The 17582-nt window shown below is 39.5% G+C and carries 18 protein-coding genes and 1 tRNA gene; 10 read left to right on the top strand and 9 right to left on the bottom strand.

The window, feature by feature from the left end:
• Nucleotides 1-684: 684 nt before the first annotated feature.
• The 4 genes from eif1A (at nt 685) to C7391_RS08590 (ending at nt 3144) form a co-directional block, all read left to right on the top strand.
• Entirely contained in the window at nt 685-1023 is a 339-nt protein-coding gene (eif1A, locus tag C7391_RS05580) for a translation initiation factor eIF-1A (protein ID WP_133517560.1), read from the top strand.
• Nucleotides 1024-1132: 109 nt separating this feature from the next.
• Complete coding sequence (locus tag C7391_RS05575) at nt 1133-2014, top strand: serine protein kinase RIO (protein WP_133517559.1); 882 nt, start codon at nt 1133-1135, stop codon at nt 2012-2014.
• Nucleotides 2015-2016: 2 nt separating this feature from the next.
• Nucleotides 2017-2580 (top strand): KH domain-containing protein, encoded by a 564-nt coding sequence (locus tag C7391_RS05570; protein ID WP_133517558.1) that lies wholly within the window; start codon nt 2017-2019, stop codon nt 2578-2580.
• 438 nt (nt 2581-3018) lie between these two features.
• Nucleotides 3019-3144, top strand: a complete 126-nt coding sequence (locus C7391_RS08590) for a hypothetical protein (RefSeq protein ID WP_263295314.1) — start codon at nt 3019-3021, stop codon at nt 3142-3144.
• Nucleotides 3145-3185: 41 nt separating this feature from the next.
• On the opposite strand, the gene C7391_RS05565 is transcribed toward C7391_RS08590, so the two are convergent.
• Together C7391_RS05565 and C7391_RS05560 are read right to left on the bottom strand one after the other, a co-directional pair.
• On the bottom strand, nt 3186-4601 hold the full coding sequence (locus C7391_RS05565; RefSeq protein WP_133517557.1) for a dihydroorotase: 1416 nt from the start codon (nt 4599-4601) through the stop codon (nt 3186-3188).
• 82 nt (nt 4602-4683) lie between these two features.
• Nucleotides 4684-7968, bottom strand: a complete 3285-nt coding sequence (locus tag C7391_RS05560; protein ID WP_133517556.1) for a DNA-directed DNA polymerase — start codon at nt 7966-7968, stop codon at nt 4684-4686.
• 313 nt (nt 7969-8281) lie between these two features.
• Here C7391_RS05560 and C7391_RS08325 point away from each other — a divergent pair, with 313 nt between their 5' ends.
• Nucleotides 8282-8440 (top strand): hypothetical protein, encoded by a 159-nt coding sequence (locus C7391_RS08325; protein WP_166627422.1) that lies wholly within the window; start codon nt 8282-8284, stop codon nt 8438-8440.
• A 19-nt stretch (nt 8441-8459) separates the two neighbouring features.
• Here the strand turns inward: C7391_RS08325 and C7391_RS05555 are convergent, their stop codons facing one another.
• Entirely contained in the window at nt 8460-9179 is a 720-nt protein-coding gene (locus C7391_RS05555; protein WP_133517555.1) for a DUF169 domain-containing protein, read from the bottom strand.
• 111 nt (nt 9180-9290) lie between these two features.
• Nucleotides 9291-9884: a lactate utilization protein gene (locus tag C7391_RS05550; RefSeq protein ID WP_133517554.1), complete on the bottom strand. Its 594-nt coding sequence runs from the start codon at nt 9882-9884 to the stop codon at nt 9291-9293.
• A 458-nt stretch (nt 9885-10342) separates the two neighbouring features.
• Between C7391_RS05550 and C7391_RS05545 the strand changes: the two genes are divergently transcribed.
• The 3 genes from C7391_RS05545 to C7391_RS05535 are packed head-to-tail and all read left to right on the top strand — an operon-like array spanning nt 10343 to nt 11831.
• On the top strand, nt 10343-11083 hold the full coding sequence (locus C7391_RS05545; RefSeq protein ID WP_133517553.1) for a hypothetical protein: 741 nt from the start codon (nt 10343-10345) through the stop codon (nt 11081-11083).
• Between the two features lie 14 nt (nt 11084-11097).
• Nucleotides 11098-11400, top strand: coding sequence for a hypothetical protein (locus C7391_RS05540; RefSeq protein ID WP_133517552.1), 303 nt, complete (start codon nt 11098-11100; stop codon nt 11398-11400).
• Nucleotides 11397-11831, top strand: a complete 435-nt coding sequence (locus C7391_RS05535; protein ID WP_133517551.1) for a protein-export chaperone SecB — start codon at nt 11397-11399, stop codon at nt 11829-11831. The genes C7391_RS05540 and C7391_RS05535 overlap by 4 nt, the downstream gene beginning before the upstream one ends.
• Nucleotides 11832-11967: 136 nt before the next feature.
• Here C7391_RS05535 and C7391_RS05530 read toward each other — a convergent pair whose 3' ends face one another.
• Together C7391_RS05530 and C7391_RS05525 are read right to left on the bottom strand one after the other, a co-directional pair.
• Complete coding sequence (locus C7391_RS05530) at nt 11968-13149, bottom strand: hypothetical protein (RefSeq protein ID WP_133517550.1); 1182 nt, start codon at nt 13147-13149, stop codon at nt 11968-11970.
• Between the two features lie 687 nt (nt 13150-13836).
• Nucleotides 13837-13957: transfer RNA gene (locus tag C7391_RS05525), tRNA-Met, on the bottom strand.
• Between the two features lie 163 nt (nt 13958-14120).
• Between C7391_RS05525 and C7391_RS05520 the strand changes: the two genes are divergently transcribed.
• Both C7391_RS05520 and C7391_RS05515 read left to right on the top strand, forming a co-directional pair.
• On the top strand, nt 14121-14660 hold the full coding sequence (locus C7391_RS05520; RefSeq protein WP_133517549.1) for a flavodoxin family protein: 540 nt from the start codon (nt 14121-14123) through the stop codon (nt 14658-14660).
• Nucleotides 14661-14760: 100 nt separating this feature from the next.
• The gene (locus C7391_RS05515; RefSeq protein WP_133517548.1) at nt 14761-15345 is read left to right on the top strand and encodes a malonic semialdehyde reductase; all 585 of its coding nucleotides are present in this window, start codon (nt 14761-14763) and stop codon (nt 15343-15345) included.
• A 75-nt stretch (nt 15346-15420) separates the two neighbouring features.
• Here the strand turns inward: C7391_RS05515 and C7391_RS05510 are convergent, their stop codons facing one another.
• The 3 genes from C7391_RS05510 to C7391_RS05500 form a co-directional block, all read right to left on the bottom strand.
• Nucleotides 15421-16095 carry a DUF4367 domain-containing protein gene (locus C7391_RS05510; RefSeq protein WP_133517547.1) on the bottom strand — a complete coding sequence of 225 codons (675 nt, stop codon included), beginning with the start codon at nt 16093-16095 and terminating at the stop codon, nt 15421-15423.
• Nucleotides 16096-16173: 78 nt separating this feature from the next.
• Nucleotides 16174-16812, bottom strand: coding sequence for a hypothetical protein (locus tag C7391_RS05505; RefSeq protein ID WP_133517546.1), 639 nt, complete (start codon nt 16810-16812; stop codon nt 16174-16176).
• Nucleotides 16813-16932: 120 nt separating this feature from the next.
• Nucleotides 16933-17565, bottom strand: a complete 633-nt coding sequence (locus tag C7391_RS05500) for a hypothetical protein (protein WP_133517545.1) — start codon at nt 17563-17565, stop codon at nt 16933-16935.
• Nucleotides 17566-17582 lie beyond the last annotated feature (17 nt).

Raw genomic sequence — 17582 nt, 5'->3', positions numbered from 1 at the left:
ACAGAATTGTCGGAAAAAACTTCTCAACCACGAATAAAGCGCTATTCACACTTAGTTCTTAGATTTTAGAGTTGCTTCCTTACAATACACAGTTTTGATATTCCTGTAAATCTCGTAACGATGATTTACAATTTGATTCAATTTGCTTTTGCAAATTGAGTTGATGAAAATCACCGCCGAAGTTTACCGAAACATCAGGTCACATATCAGTCAGGGAAAAAACTCCCGACTTCATTAATAGATGAATATGATTTGCGAATTAACGCCGCAATAAATCGGCGAATTACGCGGAATACTATATTAAGTTGACATTGTATTTAAGAATTTTGACCATCCAGTCAAACTTCAAAAAAGCACCGGACAAATAAAATCCGTACTCATTTAACGTATGATTCTAAATTGAAAATGTCAATCTTAGTCAATCTGACTCGCTTGGAGTTACTCAGATTGAGCGAATCCAAAGAATATCACATTTTGTATATAAAGGTTGTGACTGTGCATGAATAAACAATCAAAAGAACATAAAAAAATGAGATCAAATCCTCAATGAAAATAAGCAAAAGACACAACATTTAAACGGGAAAACAGTATTCTTACATAAAAAATCGACATTTTAATAATATAAATAAATCGAAATGTTAATAATTTTTCATTTAATCACACATAATTATAGAAGGAAAATACATGGCCGGTTACAATAATAACAGAAACGGGAGAAGAGGGCCTGCGCCTCCGGAAGGAGAACAGGTCGTTCGTGTCAGAATCCCTAAAAAAGAAGAACGTGAAGTATTAGCAATTGTTGAAAGTTTGCTCGGCGCAAACCACTTAAAACTCAGATGCATGGACGGCGTCGTTCGCATGGGACGTATCCCGGGATCCATGAAAAAGAAAATTTGGATTCACGAAGGCGATGTCGTAATTGCCGTGCCCTGGGATTTCCAGGATGAAAAAGCCGACATTATTTGGAAATACACCCGTCCGCAGGTTGACTGGCTGGACAAAAAAGGTTACTTGAGAACATAAAGTTCTCAATGTACACTTACTTTTATTGATATTCATTTTTGCAGATTGCAAAGGGTGTTGCATAAAACAGCACCCGAATCAACTCCACCCCGATTTTTAAGGTGCTGACATGAGTCAAAAAAAGATTGATAAACAGATGAAGCAAATCGAAGATAAGCGTGCTAAAGGCCGCATCTTTAAAAAAGACTCATCCTTCCTCAAAGCTGAAGAAAATGTTTTTGATGTTCCGACATTGAAACTGTTGTATTCTTTCGCCAACAAAGGAATCATCAGTGAACTCGGCGGCTCCATCAGCACAGGAAAAGAAGCAAACGTCTTCTATGCAACCGGAAACGAAGGTGAAGTGGCTGTAAAAATTTACAGAATTAATTCAAGCACATTCAAAGCAATGGATCCCTACATCCTTAAAGATCCGAGATTTACACATATCCGTCACAGCCGAAAAGATATTATTTTCGCATGGACGCAAAAAGAATATCAAAATCTGCTTCGAATCAACAAAGCAGGAATTCGAGCCCCGCGTCCCGTCACGTTTGACAGAAATATTTTAGTGATGGAATTCATGGGAGAAAACGGCATTGCGTACCCTTCATTAAAAGATGTAAAAATGGATGATGAAGACGCGCGCCTTTTTTATGATCAAATTATCGAAAATATGCGCCGCATGTATGTTCGTGCATCGCTTGTTCATGCGGATTTAAGTGAATATAACATTTTGATTGATATTGAAAACGAAGAAGCCGTCATCATTGATGTCGGCCAGGCAGTCACTTTAAACCATCCGAATGCACGTGAATTTTTAACACGTGACATCGAAAACATAAAACGTTTCTTTAAAAAATACGGCATTGACGAGGGAACGAAAGAGATTGCGGAACGAATCAAACAGAAAAAAGAAGAAGACACAATCATCGAACCCGATCCGGAAGAAGATGCAGTTGATGCCGGCAATAATGAAAAAACGAATGAAAAAGAAACAAAGGAAGAATGAAAATGACCCAATTTGTCAAAGTCCCGAAAGAAAGAATCGCAGTCATTATCGGCCCGAGCGGCTCCGTTAAGAAACAGATTGAAGAAGCCGCCAAATTAAAATTGGAAATTAACAGCGATGACGGCCGCGTCGAAATTAAAGATGAAGAAGATCCGGTTGCCGGCATGCGCGCGATGGAAGTCATTAAAGCGATCGCACGCGGTTTTTCGCCGGAAAAAGCGATGGAACTCTTCTATGAAGATTTCTTAACATTAGATATTATTGATTTATCAGAAGCGGCGTCAACTCCGAAAGAATTGGCACGCTTGAAAGGCAGAATTATCGGCCGCGAGGGAAAGACCCGCGAAATCGCGGAAAGACTCATCAATGTCAAGATTTCCGTTTACGGAAAAACCGTCAGCGTTATCGGTTTCCCCGAACAGACAACAATTATCAGAACCGCGGTTGACATGCTTATTAACGGTGTCAATCACGGAACCGTTTACAGTTTCCTTGAGAAAAAGCACGACGATTTAATTCGCGCGCAGATGGATTCGATTGAATACATCGAAAACGAAGAAGAATGAATTCATTCTTCTGACTTCTTTTTCATTGAACTTTTTGTTTTTATTTTAACTTTTTTTGAATTTTATTGGATAAACCGAACATCGTGTTTAATAAATTAATAAAACCCGAACGCCCGATAAACCCCGAAAATAAATGAGTTTAATATTTCAGAGTTTTATCGGCGTTCACGTTTTGTAAAATTAAAAGAAAGGATGTTCGGTTTTGACAGAAATAGATTAAACCCGAAGCAACCACCCGCTAATTTTCAATTCTGAACGGAACGGAGTGAAGAGAGGAATTGGAAATTTGCGGATTCGTACTCAATCGATACAGCAAAACCACAGAACGATTTTTAAATTAATATTTTGTTATCGGTTGCCGTTTTTATATTATCGATTATCAGATTTGTGTTGCCTGCTGACAAGTTTGTGTTGCAGGCAGGCAGGTTTGCATTGCGCGTGCATCTGCTCCTTCTTATCACACCCGTTCGCTTGCGCGAACGGACACGCCGTCACCGCACCGATTCGCACCGCTCCCAACCGACAAGCTTCGCCGCGCGCGAGCTGCTCCGTTTTTTAAAATAAATTGAAAACGACCCATTGTTTTAAAAAAAGAATAAAAGAAATCATTCGTCGTCGTCTTCATCATATTCCAAAATCATTTTGCCGTCTTCATCTGTTTTCAAACCCGCGCCCGGCAAAAACGCGCCGCGACCTTTTTTAGCAATAATTTGGAAACCGTCCCAAACAACATCGCCGCGTGACAACGTCATTCCCGGGAAAATGCCGTCCATTCCTTCATAAGGAGTCCAGTCGCAATGCGTATGCAGATTTTTTGATTTAATCGGAACCGTCTTTTTCGGATCAAACAAAAGCAAATCAGCATCATATCCTTCTGCCATGGATCCTTTCCCGAGACGATCGAGCCCGAAAATGTGAGCAGGATTGCGGCTGGTAACTTGAATCACGCGCTCCAGCGAAATCAAATTTTTACGAACAGCAGCCAGCATGAGCGGCATCAGCGTTTCAACGCCCGGAACACCGGACGGCGCAGACCGCATCGGAACATCTTTCTCGTAATGCATGTGCGGCGCGTGATCGGATGCCACCGCGTTGATGAGACCTGAGTTGAGTGCCTGAATCATGTAAGCGGCATCCTCGGGCGAGCGCAGCGGCGGGTTCATCTTGCCGAGCGTGCCGAGTTTATTATAATCTTTTGTTGACAAAAACAAATGATGCGGCGCCACTTCGCAAGTGATTTTGCGCGCGTTGCCGACGGGGGAGAGTTCTTTTTGCGCTTTCGCAATCAGTGAAACGGCTTCAGGCGTGCTTGTGTGACAAAAATGAAGTCTTGCAGGAACAGCGGTGTCTTTATTGATTTTGATGCAGTCGCGAACGGCGATTTCTTCACATTCATTGGGACGGATTCGGGAATGAACGTCAATCCCGGTGTCGTTTTTGAGAAGAACTTCATTTTCCAAGCGAAGTGCTTCATCTTCGGCGTGAATGCAGGCCAAAGCGTCCACCTCACCGATTTTTGAAAGCGCGTCCCCTAAAGTGTCATTGCTGATATTCAGACCGCCTGTGGATTCCGCCATGAAAATTTCGCCGAAAACGCTGATGCCGAGACGCCAAATTTCTTTGAGCTGATCGACATTATTCGTCACGCCGCCGTTGATGCCGAAATCAATAACGGATTTCTTTTTGGCGTGTTTGAGTTTGAGAGACAAACCGGACTTATCAATGACGGGCGGAAGCGTATTGGGATGTTCTAAAACAGTTGCGATGCCGCCGGCCGCAGCCGAACAGGACCCGGAATACCAGTCTTCTTTGTAAGTCATCCCGGGATCTCTGAAATGAACATGACCGTCAATGCCGGCCGGAATGACAACCATTTTGTCGGCATTGATTAATTCGTCATAAGAAGAAATTCGGAATTCCTTGGCAATTCCTTTAATCTTGCCGTCCTCAATCAGGATTTCAGACGGAACCAAGCGGCCGTCTTCGAGAACGCGTGCATTTTGAATCAGAACATCAGGCATAAACCAACATTGTCTTTTAACTTAAATAAAGTTCACCCGCAATCAAAATAAAATGCAAAATAAAAAAGTAAACCTGATTTGATTAAAAATCAGAAAATGTTCTTTGAGGCTTCTTTTTACCACCGGTTTTTGAAGTATCTGATTTGGAATCGGATTTTACAGATTCATCCGGATTTGTTTCGGACGGAACATCTTCAGGCGGAGCAGTCTCGGCCTGTGCAGTCTCAGCCTGTACAGGCTCGACCGGTACAGCCTCAAGAGGAGCGGTTTCGGCCGGTGCAGCCTCAGCCGGTGCAGCCTCAGCCGGTGCAGTCTCAACAGGTGCAGTCTCAGACGGAGCGGTTTCGATCGGCTCGGTTTCATCCGACATTGAATCAGAAGCATCTGAGTCCGGAGAAACGGATTCTTCGTTTTCAAATTCATTTGATAAATCGCCGGCAAATGTCTCAGCGATATCTTCAGCCGCTTCTTCTTTGTAAACAGGTGCTTTAGACGGACCCATGTCTTCAAACACATCCAATCCTTTCGGCGCGGATGAGTTGATTTTATTGGAAGCGACATCGGAGACGGAGCGGGCGGCGGGCTCAGCTTTGGAAACAGACCCTGCGTCGGCGAAATCAAACAATCCTTTTTGCTGATACTTATCGAGTGAACCGGCATCGACACCGAAAACTTCTAAGATACGCTCAACGGGCGGCAGGATTTGCTTCTTAATATAATATTCAGTATCTAACGGAACATTGTGCTTCAAAACGAAATCGGGATCTTCGGCGCGTTCGACGAATAATCCTTTGCCGGAAATAATAACAAACGGAACACGCGTCCCGATCGGTGTTGAAATCCCCGTGCGGGCTTTGATCTTTTCAACAACAGTTAAGTGCGGCTGCTTGTTTTTGTAATTGTCCGTTTTCTTGGAATAATTCTTTGTGAGAATTAATTTATTGATAAAATCGGGATTGTCCTGAAGATTCAAATTGCGAAGGTCGCTTGTAACGGATCGGACGTATTTGACGGCTTCATCGACGTTACCTTCCACTAAAACAAGTTCTAATACGCGTGAAAGCGTAATGGAAGTCAATTCACACCAATCGCGGCGAACGGTTTCCATTCCTTTAACTTTAATTTTATCAGACCAGCCGGAGCCGCCGCGCTCAAAAAGCCACTGGGCGTACCGTTTCTTGGCAATTAAAACGGCGCGTCGGGCGATTGCCTCAAATTCGAGTTCCATCGGCGTCGGCAATGAAGCCGTCACAATCGCAGCCGTTCGGGAGCCGACCAATGCAGCGTCATCCAGCGTAAACTGTTCGGGCGTAAATTCCTCCCCCGACTCAGCGGAACAATGCATGAAAACGCTGTCTGTGTCGCCGTAAACGACAGATAATAAAACAATTTTAACATCGCCGTTAATGACGGCGGAATCCAAATCGGAAATGCTGCCGGAATCAAAGTCTGCTTCGACGGTTTTTCCGGCCGTTTTGAATTGGTCTTTGATTTCGTTTTCGAGCAAAGCTTTGCCTTCGTAAAGGTAAATCTTGCCGATTTCCTGCGTAATCACGCGTTCGGTGTTGATAATATTTTCACGGCCGATGCTTGTCACGGAGCCTGCCATGGTCATGCTGTAAAGACGGGCGCGGGCGTACCCGGTGTAACCGTAATAACTGTTGAGCAGAATTTTAAGCGCCATTTGCGTGGCGTCAAGCGCGCGGATTTCGGATTCATCCTGCGTCTGCTTCATCATCTTTTTGGTTTCCATTCTGCGATTGAGCAAATCTTCCAGGATGGAGGGAACGATGCCTTTGACGATGCTTTGTTTGACGAAAATACCGCCTGTCGGCGTCACTTCAATATCGTTTTCCGTGAGACCGAGCGATTCAAGATCACGCTTGTCATTGACAATTGTCGTGTAACACAGATTGTGCGCCATCATAATCGTCGGATAAAGCGATTTGTAGTCGAGAATAATGACGTTTTCGTGAAGACCGCGGACCGGATCTAAAACGGCACCGCCTTTGAGTTCTTCTTCTTCATCGCGCTCTTCGTAGGCTTCGCCGTCAGGCTTTGCAGCCATTACACGGTCGTGTCTGCCGTATTCTTTGAGCATGACTTGCTCGACCATTGATGTTTGTCCGCCGCTGAGCGTTTCTTGGAGGACGGAATTCGTAATGCGCGCAAGCGCGATGTATTTATCTAAAATTTTGAGATGAAGGAGAAGCTCAATCGCCAGTTCAGAGTCGCGGCGGGAATAATTAATGAACTGCGCCAGCTTTTCACCGTTATCGGCCCAGTATTTTTCCATTTCAGAAGCCGGCACATCCAACTTTTCGCGGCCGAGCAATTCTTTGGCAGCGTTTCGGAGTGTGTATTGCTTCAAGCTGAAATTGCGGCGAATCAGCGGCAAAACATCGGCAACGATGCGGCCGGTAATTTCTGTTTTGACGGTTAAGCCGAATTTTTTTGAAAAAATCGGGCTGTTGTCTCTGGCGATTCCGGTTCGGATTTGCGCGCCCTTTTTCTTTAAAACGTCGGCGCGTCGGAGCAAATAAGTAATATCGAAATCGGAAATGTTGTAACCGGTGATGAAATCGGGATCGAATTGATTGATGACTTCAAATGTTTTGGCAAGAAGCGCGTTTTCATTTTCCAGCCAAATTGTGTCGCCTTCGGCGTCATTTGTTTCAAAATCAAAACCATCGGGCTTGGGTTTTCCGACATAAACGAGCGTTTTTTTGCCGTTCCAAGCAGGCTCAAACGCGAAACTGACCAGAATGACGGGCGACTTTTCGGGTGTCGGCATATTTCCGCCGTCGGGCAGACATTCAATGTCAAAAGAAAGATAACGCAACGGCGCGTTTGAAATGCGATCAAGCGGCGTCACGGATTTCGTGCAAATAATCGTATCGGCTTTGACGGGAATTTCTTTTAAAAAATGTTCGCGGTCTAAAGAAGTGTCTTCCTCGGCCCCAACCCATTGGAAACCGCCGATATCCATGTCAACTAAAAATCTGTTGCGGAACAGGATATCGCTTTCAAAAAGCGCGATAACGCCCGGCAATTTCGCGACATCGTCACGGATTTCGGGAACATTCTTCGGTGCTTGAACAATAATTTTCAGATACGGAGACGTTTTGGTTTGATAGCCGACTGCCCCGTAGCGTTCGACAATTTCGACGCGGACGATTTGCGGAAACTTCTCTAAAAGTTCCTTTTGAGTTTCCTCAGGCCTTGTGCTTTCGGCATAGAAAAACGGTTCAAATCCGGGAACGAGACAGCAGACGCTTTTGCCGTCATCGCCTCTGCCGAAAAGCCGAATCACCGGCTCGTCTTCGCCGATGAGTTTGTAATCTGCGTCAAGAATCTGAAAATTCATATCGGCATATTAACTCGCTTAACTTGATATATTCTTTTTGGATTGAGAAAAAGAGAAAAAGGTTAAAACAAGTTTCGTTTTTTGGACAAACGGAAACATCCTTTTTTAACATTTCAAACCCAAACGCCATTTTCCCAAAACTCAAAAAAACAAATTTCATCGAAAAAACGGCGTTTCATTTTTGATTTAAAATGAAAAGCGATGTTTTGCTACACATTAATAGAAAAGTTCACATATGACCGCAAAACGAGATTTCGTGAGCGCAGCGAGCGAAATTGAGGTTGCGGATTCGTACATATAATTCAATGAAAATATGAACGTGCCTATTTACCTTGCTGATTCTGTTTGCTACAGCTACCTTACTGTTGCCGTTACAGACTGCTGCCGCCTCATCACTCCGGTCTCCACGCGCGCGAGTTGCACAGATTTTTCAAACCAATCGATAAAAACATCCCATGTTTTTAGAAAATAAAAAAGAAAAGAAGCAGGAATTACAATCTCTTCTTAATCCCTTTCCAAATCGGCGCAATAAAGAAACATTCATCGGCATCCGAAAGCATATTTTTAAAAGCTGTTGCCGGAATCGTGAAAAAAACGGTTTCTTTGGGGAAATGCGGCCTTGAAAAAATATCCATATTCCCGATAACCGCGCGCGGCTTTTCCCGCCCAAGTTCTCCAAACGGAATTCGGAAAATGGAAGCGCAGCCGGAAAGCATCGGCGCGATAACATTGTCATAATCAATACCCCGATAGCTGAAAAGCGTCACGAGTGCTGCCAATTGATCAGGATTGACCAAAAAAGAAACGAGGTCGGAATCGTCGCCGTCTTCATACGGTTTGATTTCGATGAATTCATTTTCATTTAAGACATTCATCGGCTGATTGAGAAGCATTTGTTCCCCGATTTCAGGCGTTGCCTTAATGCGCTCGCCTGCCGGAAACCCTCCACCGCGACCGGAAGATAAAAACCAACCGACTCCGCCGGGTGTCGGCGGCAATTCGTCATCAAACCCGAAACCCCGATTACCGCCGCGGCAAGAAGTTGTTTTCGCCGACAAAACGATTGTTTCGCCGTCGTTTAGAACTTTATTCAAACCGCGAAGTGTGCAACCCGCTTTAACCGGATCGGCGGCTTCAGAATTGTTTTTCCTTGTGATTGCTAAAATGTGAGTTTGCAGGTTCAGTTCCTGCGCAAGCTCTTTATGATTCATAATAACCCTCCCAAAATATCAGCAATAATTGCGTTTTTTAAAGACAATGTTTTGTTTTGATATTGTCTTTTTGTTGACTTACAGCAAATCATTCGCTGAATTCGATTCAGATTAAAAGCCCAATTCCTCATCCACAAAAATAATTTCACATTTCATACCTAGTGGCGCTCGTTCTATTACTGAAATAATACGGCAAATCCGATCTGGACTGTTGCAATCATAGCATTTGTCGCCCTTGGCAGCACATGGTGTTTTGGCGCAGACCCGCTTGGCATTCAAAGGGGCTGCGACATTCTTGCACCGGTGATAAGCATCGCTGATATTTGCAGTGATTTTATTTTTCCCGACAATGTAGTAACAGGTTTCCGGACCAAAAGCAGTCATTGCGACACGATTTCCGGTTCCGTCGATATTTACAATCCCCCCGGTTTCCGTTACCGCGTTTGCGCTTGTTATGTAGATGTCAGCGCAATTTGCAAGTTTTCGAACGCGTACGCCTGGAGTTTTATTATGCCATATGACAGCGTTCTTTTGTTGCAGAATTTCAAAAAGTCCCATTTCCGTCAAGGTTTCGCTTCCGCCAAACCCGATGGTTTGATTTTGTAAAATATCGGCAAGATAAGTGCAAACCTCTTCCTTTGAGGAAAAAAGCTGTGTTGTAAATCCGTGGCGCTCAAAGTTTTGCCTGATTTGTGAATATTCCATTATGTATCTCCATTACAAATTCCAAGATTTGTAGAAAAATATCAAGAAAGATTGAATATTTTTTGTAAAAGGACAAAGGTCTGAACTTTAAATAATGTCTTCTATTCGTTTGTTATTTATTATGATAAAATGAGATTCCTTGACCGTTCTGAAATTTCAAGATAGAAAAGCAGTCAAGTAAAAGTGTAAAAAAGCAGATATATAGTAGCTCGGGTACGTGACCCGAACCACTAAATCAATGTCCAGAGCGCACTTTGACTCAAGTGTTCAATGCCTACAACTTTTAATTGATTTAATTTGAAAAAAAGATGAAATAGAATATTAAGTTTTTGAGATAATTGCAATTAATTTCAAATAATCCAACTTCTAAAATAATGTAAACATTTAAATTTTTAAGGATAAAATATATAAAATGGCAAATTTATTTATGGTAAAAGTATAAGTTGGGTGTTTTTGGAATGATAGATCTCACAAATGCATTTTCTTTGACAACAGTTAATAATCTGTCATTATTTCATGGTACAGACCGAGAACATGTTAGAAATATCGTCTCGGGTGGTTTTCTTCCTTCAACCAGTGAAATTTATTTAGGGGAGGGAGTTTATTTTTTTGATGGAGAATGTTTTTCGATTTTATGGAAATTTCAGAGAGACGAGTGTTTGGCAAAACCAATTAAAACATTACTGGGTGAAGAGGACTTAACTGAAGATGAATTAAACCAACTGTTAGCAGTATTTTTAGAAAAATATGCAGTATTGTCAGTTAAAATGGATAATTTAAATATGCTGGATATGGATAATTTCAAACACAAAGAAATGTTTGACATTATTTATGAAGAGTTTTACAAAAAAAGCTCTTTAGAATCAATATTTGAAACTAGTATTTACAACACAATGTTTGTAAAAATGGGTTTAAATAACATGTTTGATGGAGTAATATTAACAACAAATTTATATAAATTGACAGATAATGAACCGTTTAAAGATTATGCACCACAAGCAATAATACCTTATAGGATATATTGTATTAAGAAATTGGATAAAATCGCCACAGTCTGTGAATGTTCATTGGATGAAATACACATAGATACTAGCCTGCGTTTAATGGTTTTAAGAAGAATAATGGCTTTAAAAAAAATACGTGCGTTAAAGAGAATACAAGCTTCTTTAAAAATAAGAGCTTTAAGAAGAAAGCAGTAAAAGAGGTAATTAAAATGCAAGAATTCATAAAAAATGTTCAAGCATTCCTGGACAGTATGACTCAAGAGGAGTTTGACCAGATGTTAATAGAGATGGGAAATGAGAATGGAACTCCCGGACCCATGTTTAAAACAAGAGAAGATTTCAAAAAGAAAGCATCGAAATCTTTGTTTAAAAACACTTTCCATTTAAAAATCGAGACAAAAAAAGAAGTATCTTCGATTACAATTAAAGTTACCAAAGATAATAAAGATCGACAAAACTTCATGGGTTTTGAAATAAATAATAATGCCCAGTTATGTGAAATGGTATCATGAATATGGAAGAAATCAAATCACCTATTTTGCTTTTTAATTCATATGGAATAAAAAGCATTGATATGGATATTATTCCTCCACAACTTTCAGCACAAGCCCAAAATACTGAAGTAGAATTAGATGCAAAATTTTCGAAAGAAATTATAAAATTAAATGATAAAAATTTTGCTGTTGATTTAAGTGTGGAAATTTTAGGAAATGATTCCAATTCAAAAAAGGTAATTGACTTAAAAATATGCATGGAAGGATATTTTGAGTTAGTAGGTGACCTTACAGAAAAAGAATTTGAAAACAATTTAAATATAAATGCTGTTTCAATTCTTTTTCCATACTTAAGAACGGCGGTTTCTACAATTTCAATATTAAGTAATTTTAGTAGAATTGATATTCCACCAATGAATATCATACAATGGTTTGAATTAGAGAAATGATAAATAATTTATATCACTTTTTTCGTTTTTCCATTTTATTATTAGAATAGATCAAGTCTCTTCCTCCTTTTTTTTCAAAATTTTATATTTTAGAAATAATCCAGCATTTCATGATTTTAAATTTTAGTAAAAAGAATTATGATTCGATTCTTTTTAGTTCCACATATTTTTCATCAATTTTTTTGTTGATTTCGTTAGTTGCAATATTTATTTTATCAGAAGAAATTTGCTGCTTTTTTATTAATAATTCTAAGATGATTCGATTTCGATCATTTATGTATTCTAAGTCTAAAGCTGTTGCTTTTCCCTTAAACAACCTATTTATTACAACTAATTCTACATTGAGCCAAATTTGTAAAATACTTAAGTACTTACGAATTAAAATATTGAAATTATTATTATTTTGAGTTGAAAAAACAATTTCTTCAGTGTTGATTTGACGTTCATCATGCGCAATATCTTTAAACTCTATATTTGAATTAAAAATATCACCCAAATCACTAATAAAGATAGATTTATATTTATTTAAAAAATCATTAAAAAAGCATAAATCGTTGATGATTACTGAATCCTTAAAAATAACAGAATTGATTTCGTCAGTGTTTAGATACGAATATTTATTTATAATGTTTGCAGAATCATCAATACATTTTCTTATATTATATGCTCTTTTTATAAAATTACGAGTTTCTTTATTTCCGCTTTTGGAAAACTTTTTAAAATTAATTGTATCTAAATTTTCATAATGAGTAGTATAATCTACTAAATGTTCTGAAATCTCTAAAAATTTTTCAGATAATGGAATATAATATTTGTCTAATTGTTTTTCATAAAATTCAATATCAGATCGAATATTTTTTTCTTTGGATTCTTTCTGTGACTTTTGATTTGTAAGAAATAAATTTGTCCCGGTAAAAATCACTAAAACAATATTAGAAATTAAAATAATATAATTGAATATGTTTGCTATTTTTTCAGATGGTAAAAGTGTGCTATCATTGATTACCGAACCTAACAACAATATCAATAAACAGAAAAATATCATGAAGATAAATACGACGATACCTGTAACGATTGATTTTTTATTGATTTTGAAATTTTCAAAATGGTAATAAAGGTAATACGAAGACATTGAATAAACGATGAACCATACAATCAAAAGAACGAATAGTTGAAATAATAATTGAATACTTGGATTTTCTGTTTTTGCATAATAAAAAGAAAAAACAATAAAAGTAAGCAACCCAATTACCAAAAAAAGTGAATTAATTGATTGATATATTTTATTTAGAGATTTATTAAAAATTTCTTTCATCATTTTTCCTCTTTTATGATGCATGATTATTAATTGTACAAGATATTGAAATTCAAAATCGTCAAGTAATTTTATTTCATGCATTCGATATGTGATAAAATTTTTGAAAATTTGGTCTAGTTGGTTTAAATTTGTAAATATAATCATAAATATTGGTTAATTTAATCGAATATTATCGATTTGGTTTTTCCAAAAAACGAAGTATTATATTCATTCGGATTAAAAAAACGACGTTGGTTGTTGAATTCGTTTCCAATATAATGAAGGAAATAAGTATCTAAATTGCACCAAATGAATGAATTTGAATGAGTGATAATTTCGGAATCATCTTTATTACGCTGTATCATTTTTTCAATACATAATGTGGTAAAAAATAGAGTTCCGAATAATCTTCGCCATTAATGACAAAAGCATAGATATTCATATAGCGGAAAACACGAGCTATTGAAAGATTTTTAGAAAAAAAGGTTTCAAAATCAATTGCTGAATTTTTTTGTTCCTGCGATAAAGTGCCAGAATATCTGATACGACCCTCTATCCGTTGTAAATCTTGTTCGTTTCGATAAATTAATTGACCTTCCTTGCACATCCGTAAGTTGTAAGGTAAAAGAGAAATCGAGAAAGATGTGAAAGAATTGATGCGATTGTAATTTGTGGCAGTCCAAGTGCGTGACTTGAACTGCCAATTAGTGCCCGGAGCGTGACTCGAACACGCGACCTCCAGATGTCTCAGGAATTTTGAAATTCCAACAAGACGCCGTCATTTATTTCCCTATGAGTCTGGCGCCCCAACCGACTAGGCTATCCGGGCAGTCGAATGACTTAGAATAGACATTTTGATATTAAAAGATATTGATTGAAAAGGCGTTTTTTTCGAATCCGATTCATTTTTATAAAAATATAAATAAGAGTCAGGCTAATTTTAAATTGCTTTTGAGCGATTAAAAAATTAAAAACACGACAAGAGGATTATAATGGTCAAAATAACAGGCTTCAGCGGAAGCCCTCGGAAAAACGGTAATACGAATTTTTTGGTACAGACAATCTTAAAAAAAGCGGCAGAGAAAGGTTATGAAACTGATTTTGTTTCACTCAATAAAGCCGACATCGGATTTTGCGAAGCATGTGACGCTTGCCATAAATCCGGAAAAGGATGCGTCAAAAAAGACGGCATGCAGGAACTCGGCGAAAAAATGAAAGAAGCGGATGTCTGGGTTCTCGGAACGCCCGTTTACTGGTGGGGGCCGACCGCGCAAATGAAAGTTTTCACTGACAGATGGTACGGTTTGCCGCGCGAAACGTTCCAAAACAAAAAAGTGATATTGGTCGTTCCGATGGAAGACACGGAAGAAAAAACGGCGTCTCACGTGATCGGCATGTATCAGGATAGTTTTGATTATATCGGCGTTGAAATCGCAGACATCATCGTGGCAAAAGGTGTGATGGAAGCGGGCGCCGTTCAATCCAAGCCCGACATCATTCAGCAAGCCGAAAATGCGGTTGACAAAATTTAAGAAAATAAAACAAAATAAAGCAAACATAAAACAAACATAAAGCGAAATAAAACAAAATAAAGCAAAAATAAAAACAATAAAAGATTCGGAAGACGGTAAAATGAAACTTGACAAAGAATCCATGGACATCATCTTCGATGAAGCCCGAACACACAAATATTTTGAGAAAACGGATATTTCCGATGATTTGCTGATTCAAATTTACGATGAGCTGAAAACAGCGCCAACCTGGGCGAATTGTCAGGCGGGCCGTTTTATTTTTTTGAAAAGCCCCGAAGCAAAACAAAGGCTGATTCCGCATTTGGACCCGAGCAACGTCAAAAAAACAGAAGACGCGTCAGTCACCGTCATCATTGCGCATGACACGAAATTTTATGAATATATGCCTCGCCTCTATCCGCACGGCGATTATTTGACAATGTTTGCCCAAAACAAAGATTTCGCCGACAAAGCGATGCTTTTAAGCAGCAGCCTTCAAGGCGCCTACCTGATTATCGCGGCGCGCGCGCTCGGCCTCGACTGCGGCCCAATGGGCGGCTTTGACAATGCCGGCGTGGACAAAGAGTTTTTCCCTGACGGGCGCTGGAAATCAAACTTTTTGTGCAATCTCGGAATCGGTGACAAAAGCAAACTTCACCCGCGCGATGACAGATTCAAGTTTGATGAAGCGTGTAAAATTCTTTAATTTTAAAAAAATGAAAATAAAAAAATGAAAATGAAAAAAAGAGAGACAAAAGTCTCTCATCTGTTTTATTAAATTTTAATATCCGGTCGCTATCGCCAATGACTCCAGTGCCGATTCATCAACTGCGCCGGTCACCGTGACAAACATACCGTCGCCGAGCGTCCAGGCAATCATGTATCTGCCGTATTGAGGCACTTCATCCGTTGTTGCTTCAAACAATGTCGCGTCGTGACCGTTGATTTGAATGGTTGAAATTTTGCTGTCGCTGTCATATTGTTTGACATGACTGTCTTTCATCATCTGAATATAATCCTCAGACGTTTTTGTTGTATTCGCAATCGCGACATCATAATAAGTCAGAAAAACAGGCGTTTCATTATCGCCGTAGTGATAAATTCCCTGGTAACCGTAAAGAGCATCAGTCACGCCGATATGTTGGCCGTGAGATTTGACGGTTGCCGTTGATAAAAACGTAAATCCTGTCGGGATCGGATCAACCAAAGTTAAATTAGAATCAAACGTCGGAACAGGTTTAGATTCATTAGAAGAATTATCAGACCCGGATCCGTTGGTTGAATTGTTTGTCGAATTATTCGTTGGATTATCTGAATTATTCGTAGAGTTATTCGTAGAATTGTTCGTTGAATTATTGGTTGTGTTATTGGCATCATCATCGCCGCCCAAACAGCCGGAAATACAGACTGCCAAAACGACCGCAAGAAGCAAAACAACAAGAATGTGTTTTTTCATTATTGGTCCCTCGTATTGTTTTTTGAATGCAGCCGAAATTAAAAAACGAAATTAAAAAATCGGCTGTGGTGTGTCAAATTAAAGATTGGAAGCGGTTGCAAGCTCTTCGATAACAGAATAATTGACTTGTCCGTAAACAACAACCAAATAACTGTCATCATACTCATCTCCGGACCAGTTGGTCCAAGCCAACATATAACGGCCTTCTTGAGGCGTTTCTTGAACAGTTGCTTCAAAGCGTGTTGCGTTGTGACCGTTGATTTGAACGGTTGAGATGTTGCTGTCACCGCCGTATTTAGAAGCATGAGAAGCAGTCATTTCTGAGATATAATCGTCAGCCGTTTTTTCCCCACTGCATTTGAAAACGGAAAGATAGACATTGCTGTTATTGTAAGTCAGCATGTTTCTGTAACCGACAACCGGATCGGAAATGCCGATTTTTTCACCGTTTGCGTTAACAGTACGGGTTGCCAAATGCGTGAACCCTCCCGGAAGCGGATTTACCGTAACAATGCTGGCACTGAAATTGGTAATGATTGTTGCGTTGCTCTGATTGGAATTGTTTGATTCATTCGACTCAGTTTCATTTAACGGCGGCTCGGTTGTGTTGTTTGACGTGTTGTTATCTGTTACATTATCACTGCTGTCAAGACAGCCGGAAACGCCAACAAACGCAGCTGCGATAAGAATGATGAGAATAAAAAATGCTTTTTTCACAAAAATCCCCCTTGGATTTAACAATTAAGCATATTCAATTATATTATAAAAGAAATTGGAAGAAAAATCATAGAATTGAGACGAAAAAGAAAAAAATAAAACGGATTTTCGTTTTCAAATTCAGAGTTCGGATGCAATAACCAAAGATTCCAAGGTTGCGTAATCAATTTGACCGGCAACTTGTCCTTTCGTTACAAAAATCAGATTGCTGCGTGTCCAGACAATCATGTCCGAGCCGTTTTCGGCCGTTGTTGTAAATTTTGTTGCGTCGTGTCCGTTTAACTTAACCGTTGAAACCGTTCCGCTATCGCCGTAATTTTCGATATAAGAGTCTTTCATTTGCCGAGAATATTTAGCGGCATCCTCTGTTGAATTTGTCTTGAAACAGTAGAAATAAACGGTTGCGTTTGAAACAGAATCGTTTGTGAATTTGTAGTAACCGCGGTAACCGGATAAGATATCTGTCATCCCAATGCCTTCACCGTGTGATTTTACCATTTGCGTTGACAAAAATTCGAACCCTGTCGGAAGATCACGAACGGTGACAATGTTTGTACTGTAATTTAAGTCGTCGTCATCAATGCCTGTTGAATTGTTTGATGGATTGTTGCCGGTCGAATTGTCGGCGTCGTCACCGCCCAAACAGCCGGAAACGCCGACTGCAATGAAAATGACAAGAAGTAATGTTAAAATTTGAATGATTTTTTTCATAATAACCCCTCTGAATGTAGAATCGGCTGTTGAATCAGCCATAAAGAAACTGATTTTAT

Source organism: Methanimicrococcus blatticola (assembly GCF_004363215.1).
In the GTDB taxonomy this organism is placed as follows: Archaea; Halobacteriota; Methanosarcinia; order Methanosarcinales; family Methanosarcinaceae; genus Methanimicrococcus; species Methanimicrococcus blatticola.
Note: the sequence above shows the minus strand (reverse complement) of the source record. Positions and strands in the feature narration are given on the sequence as shown.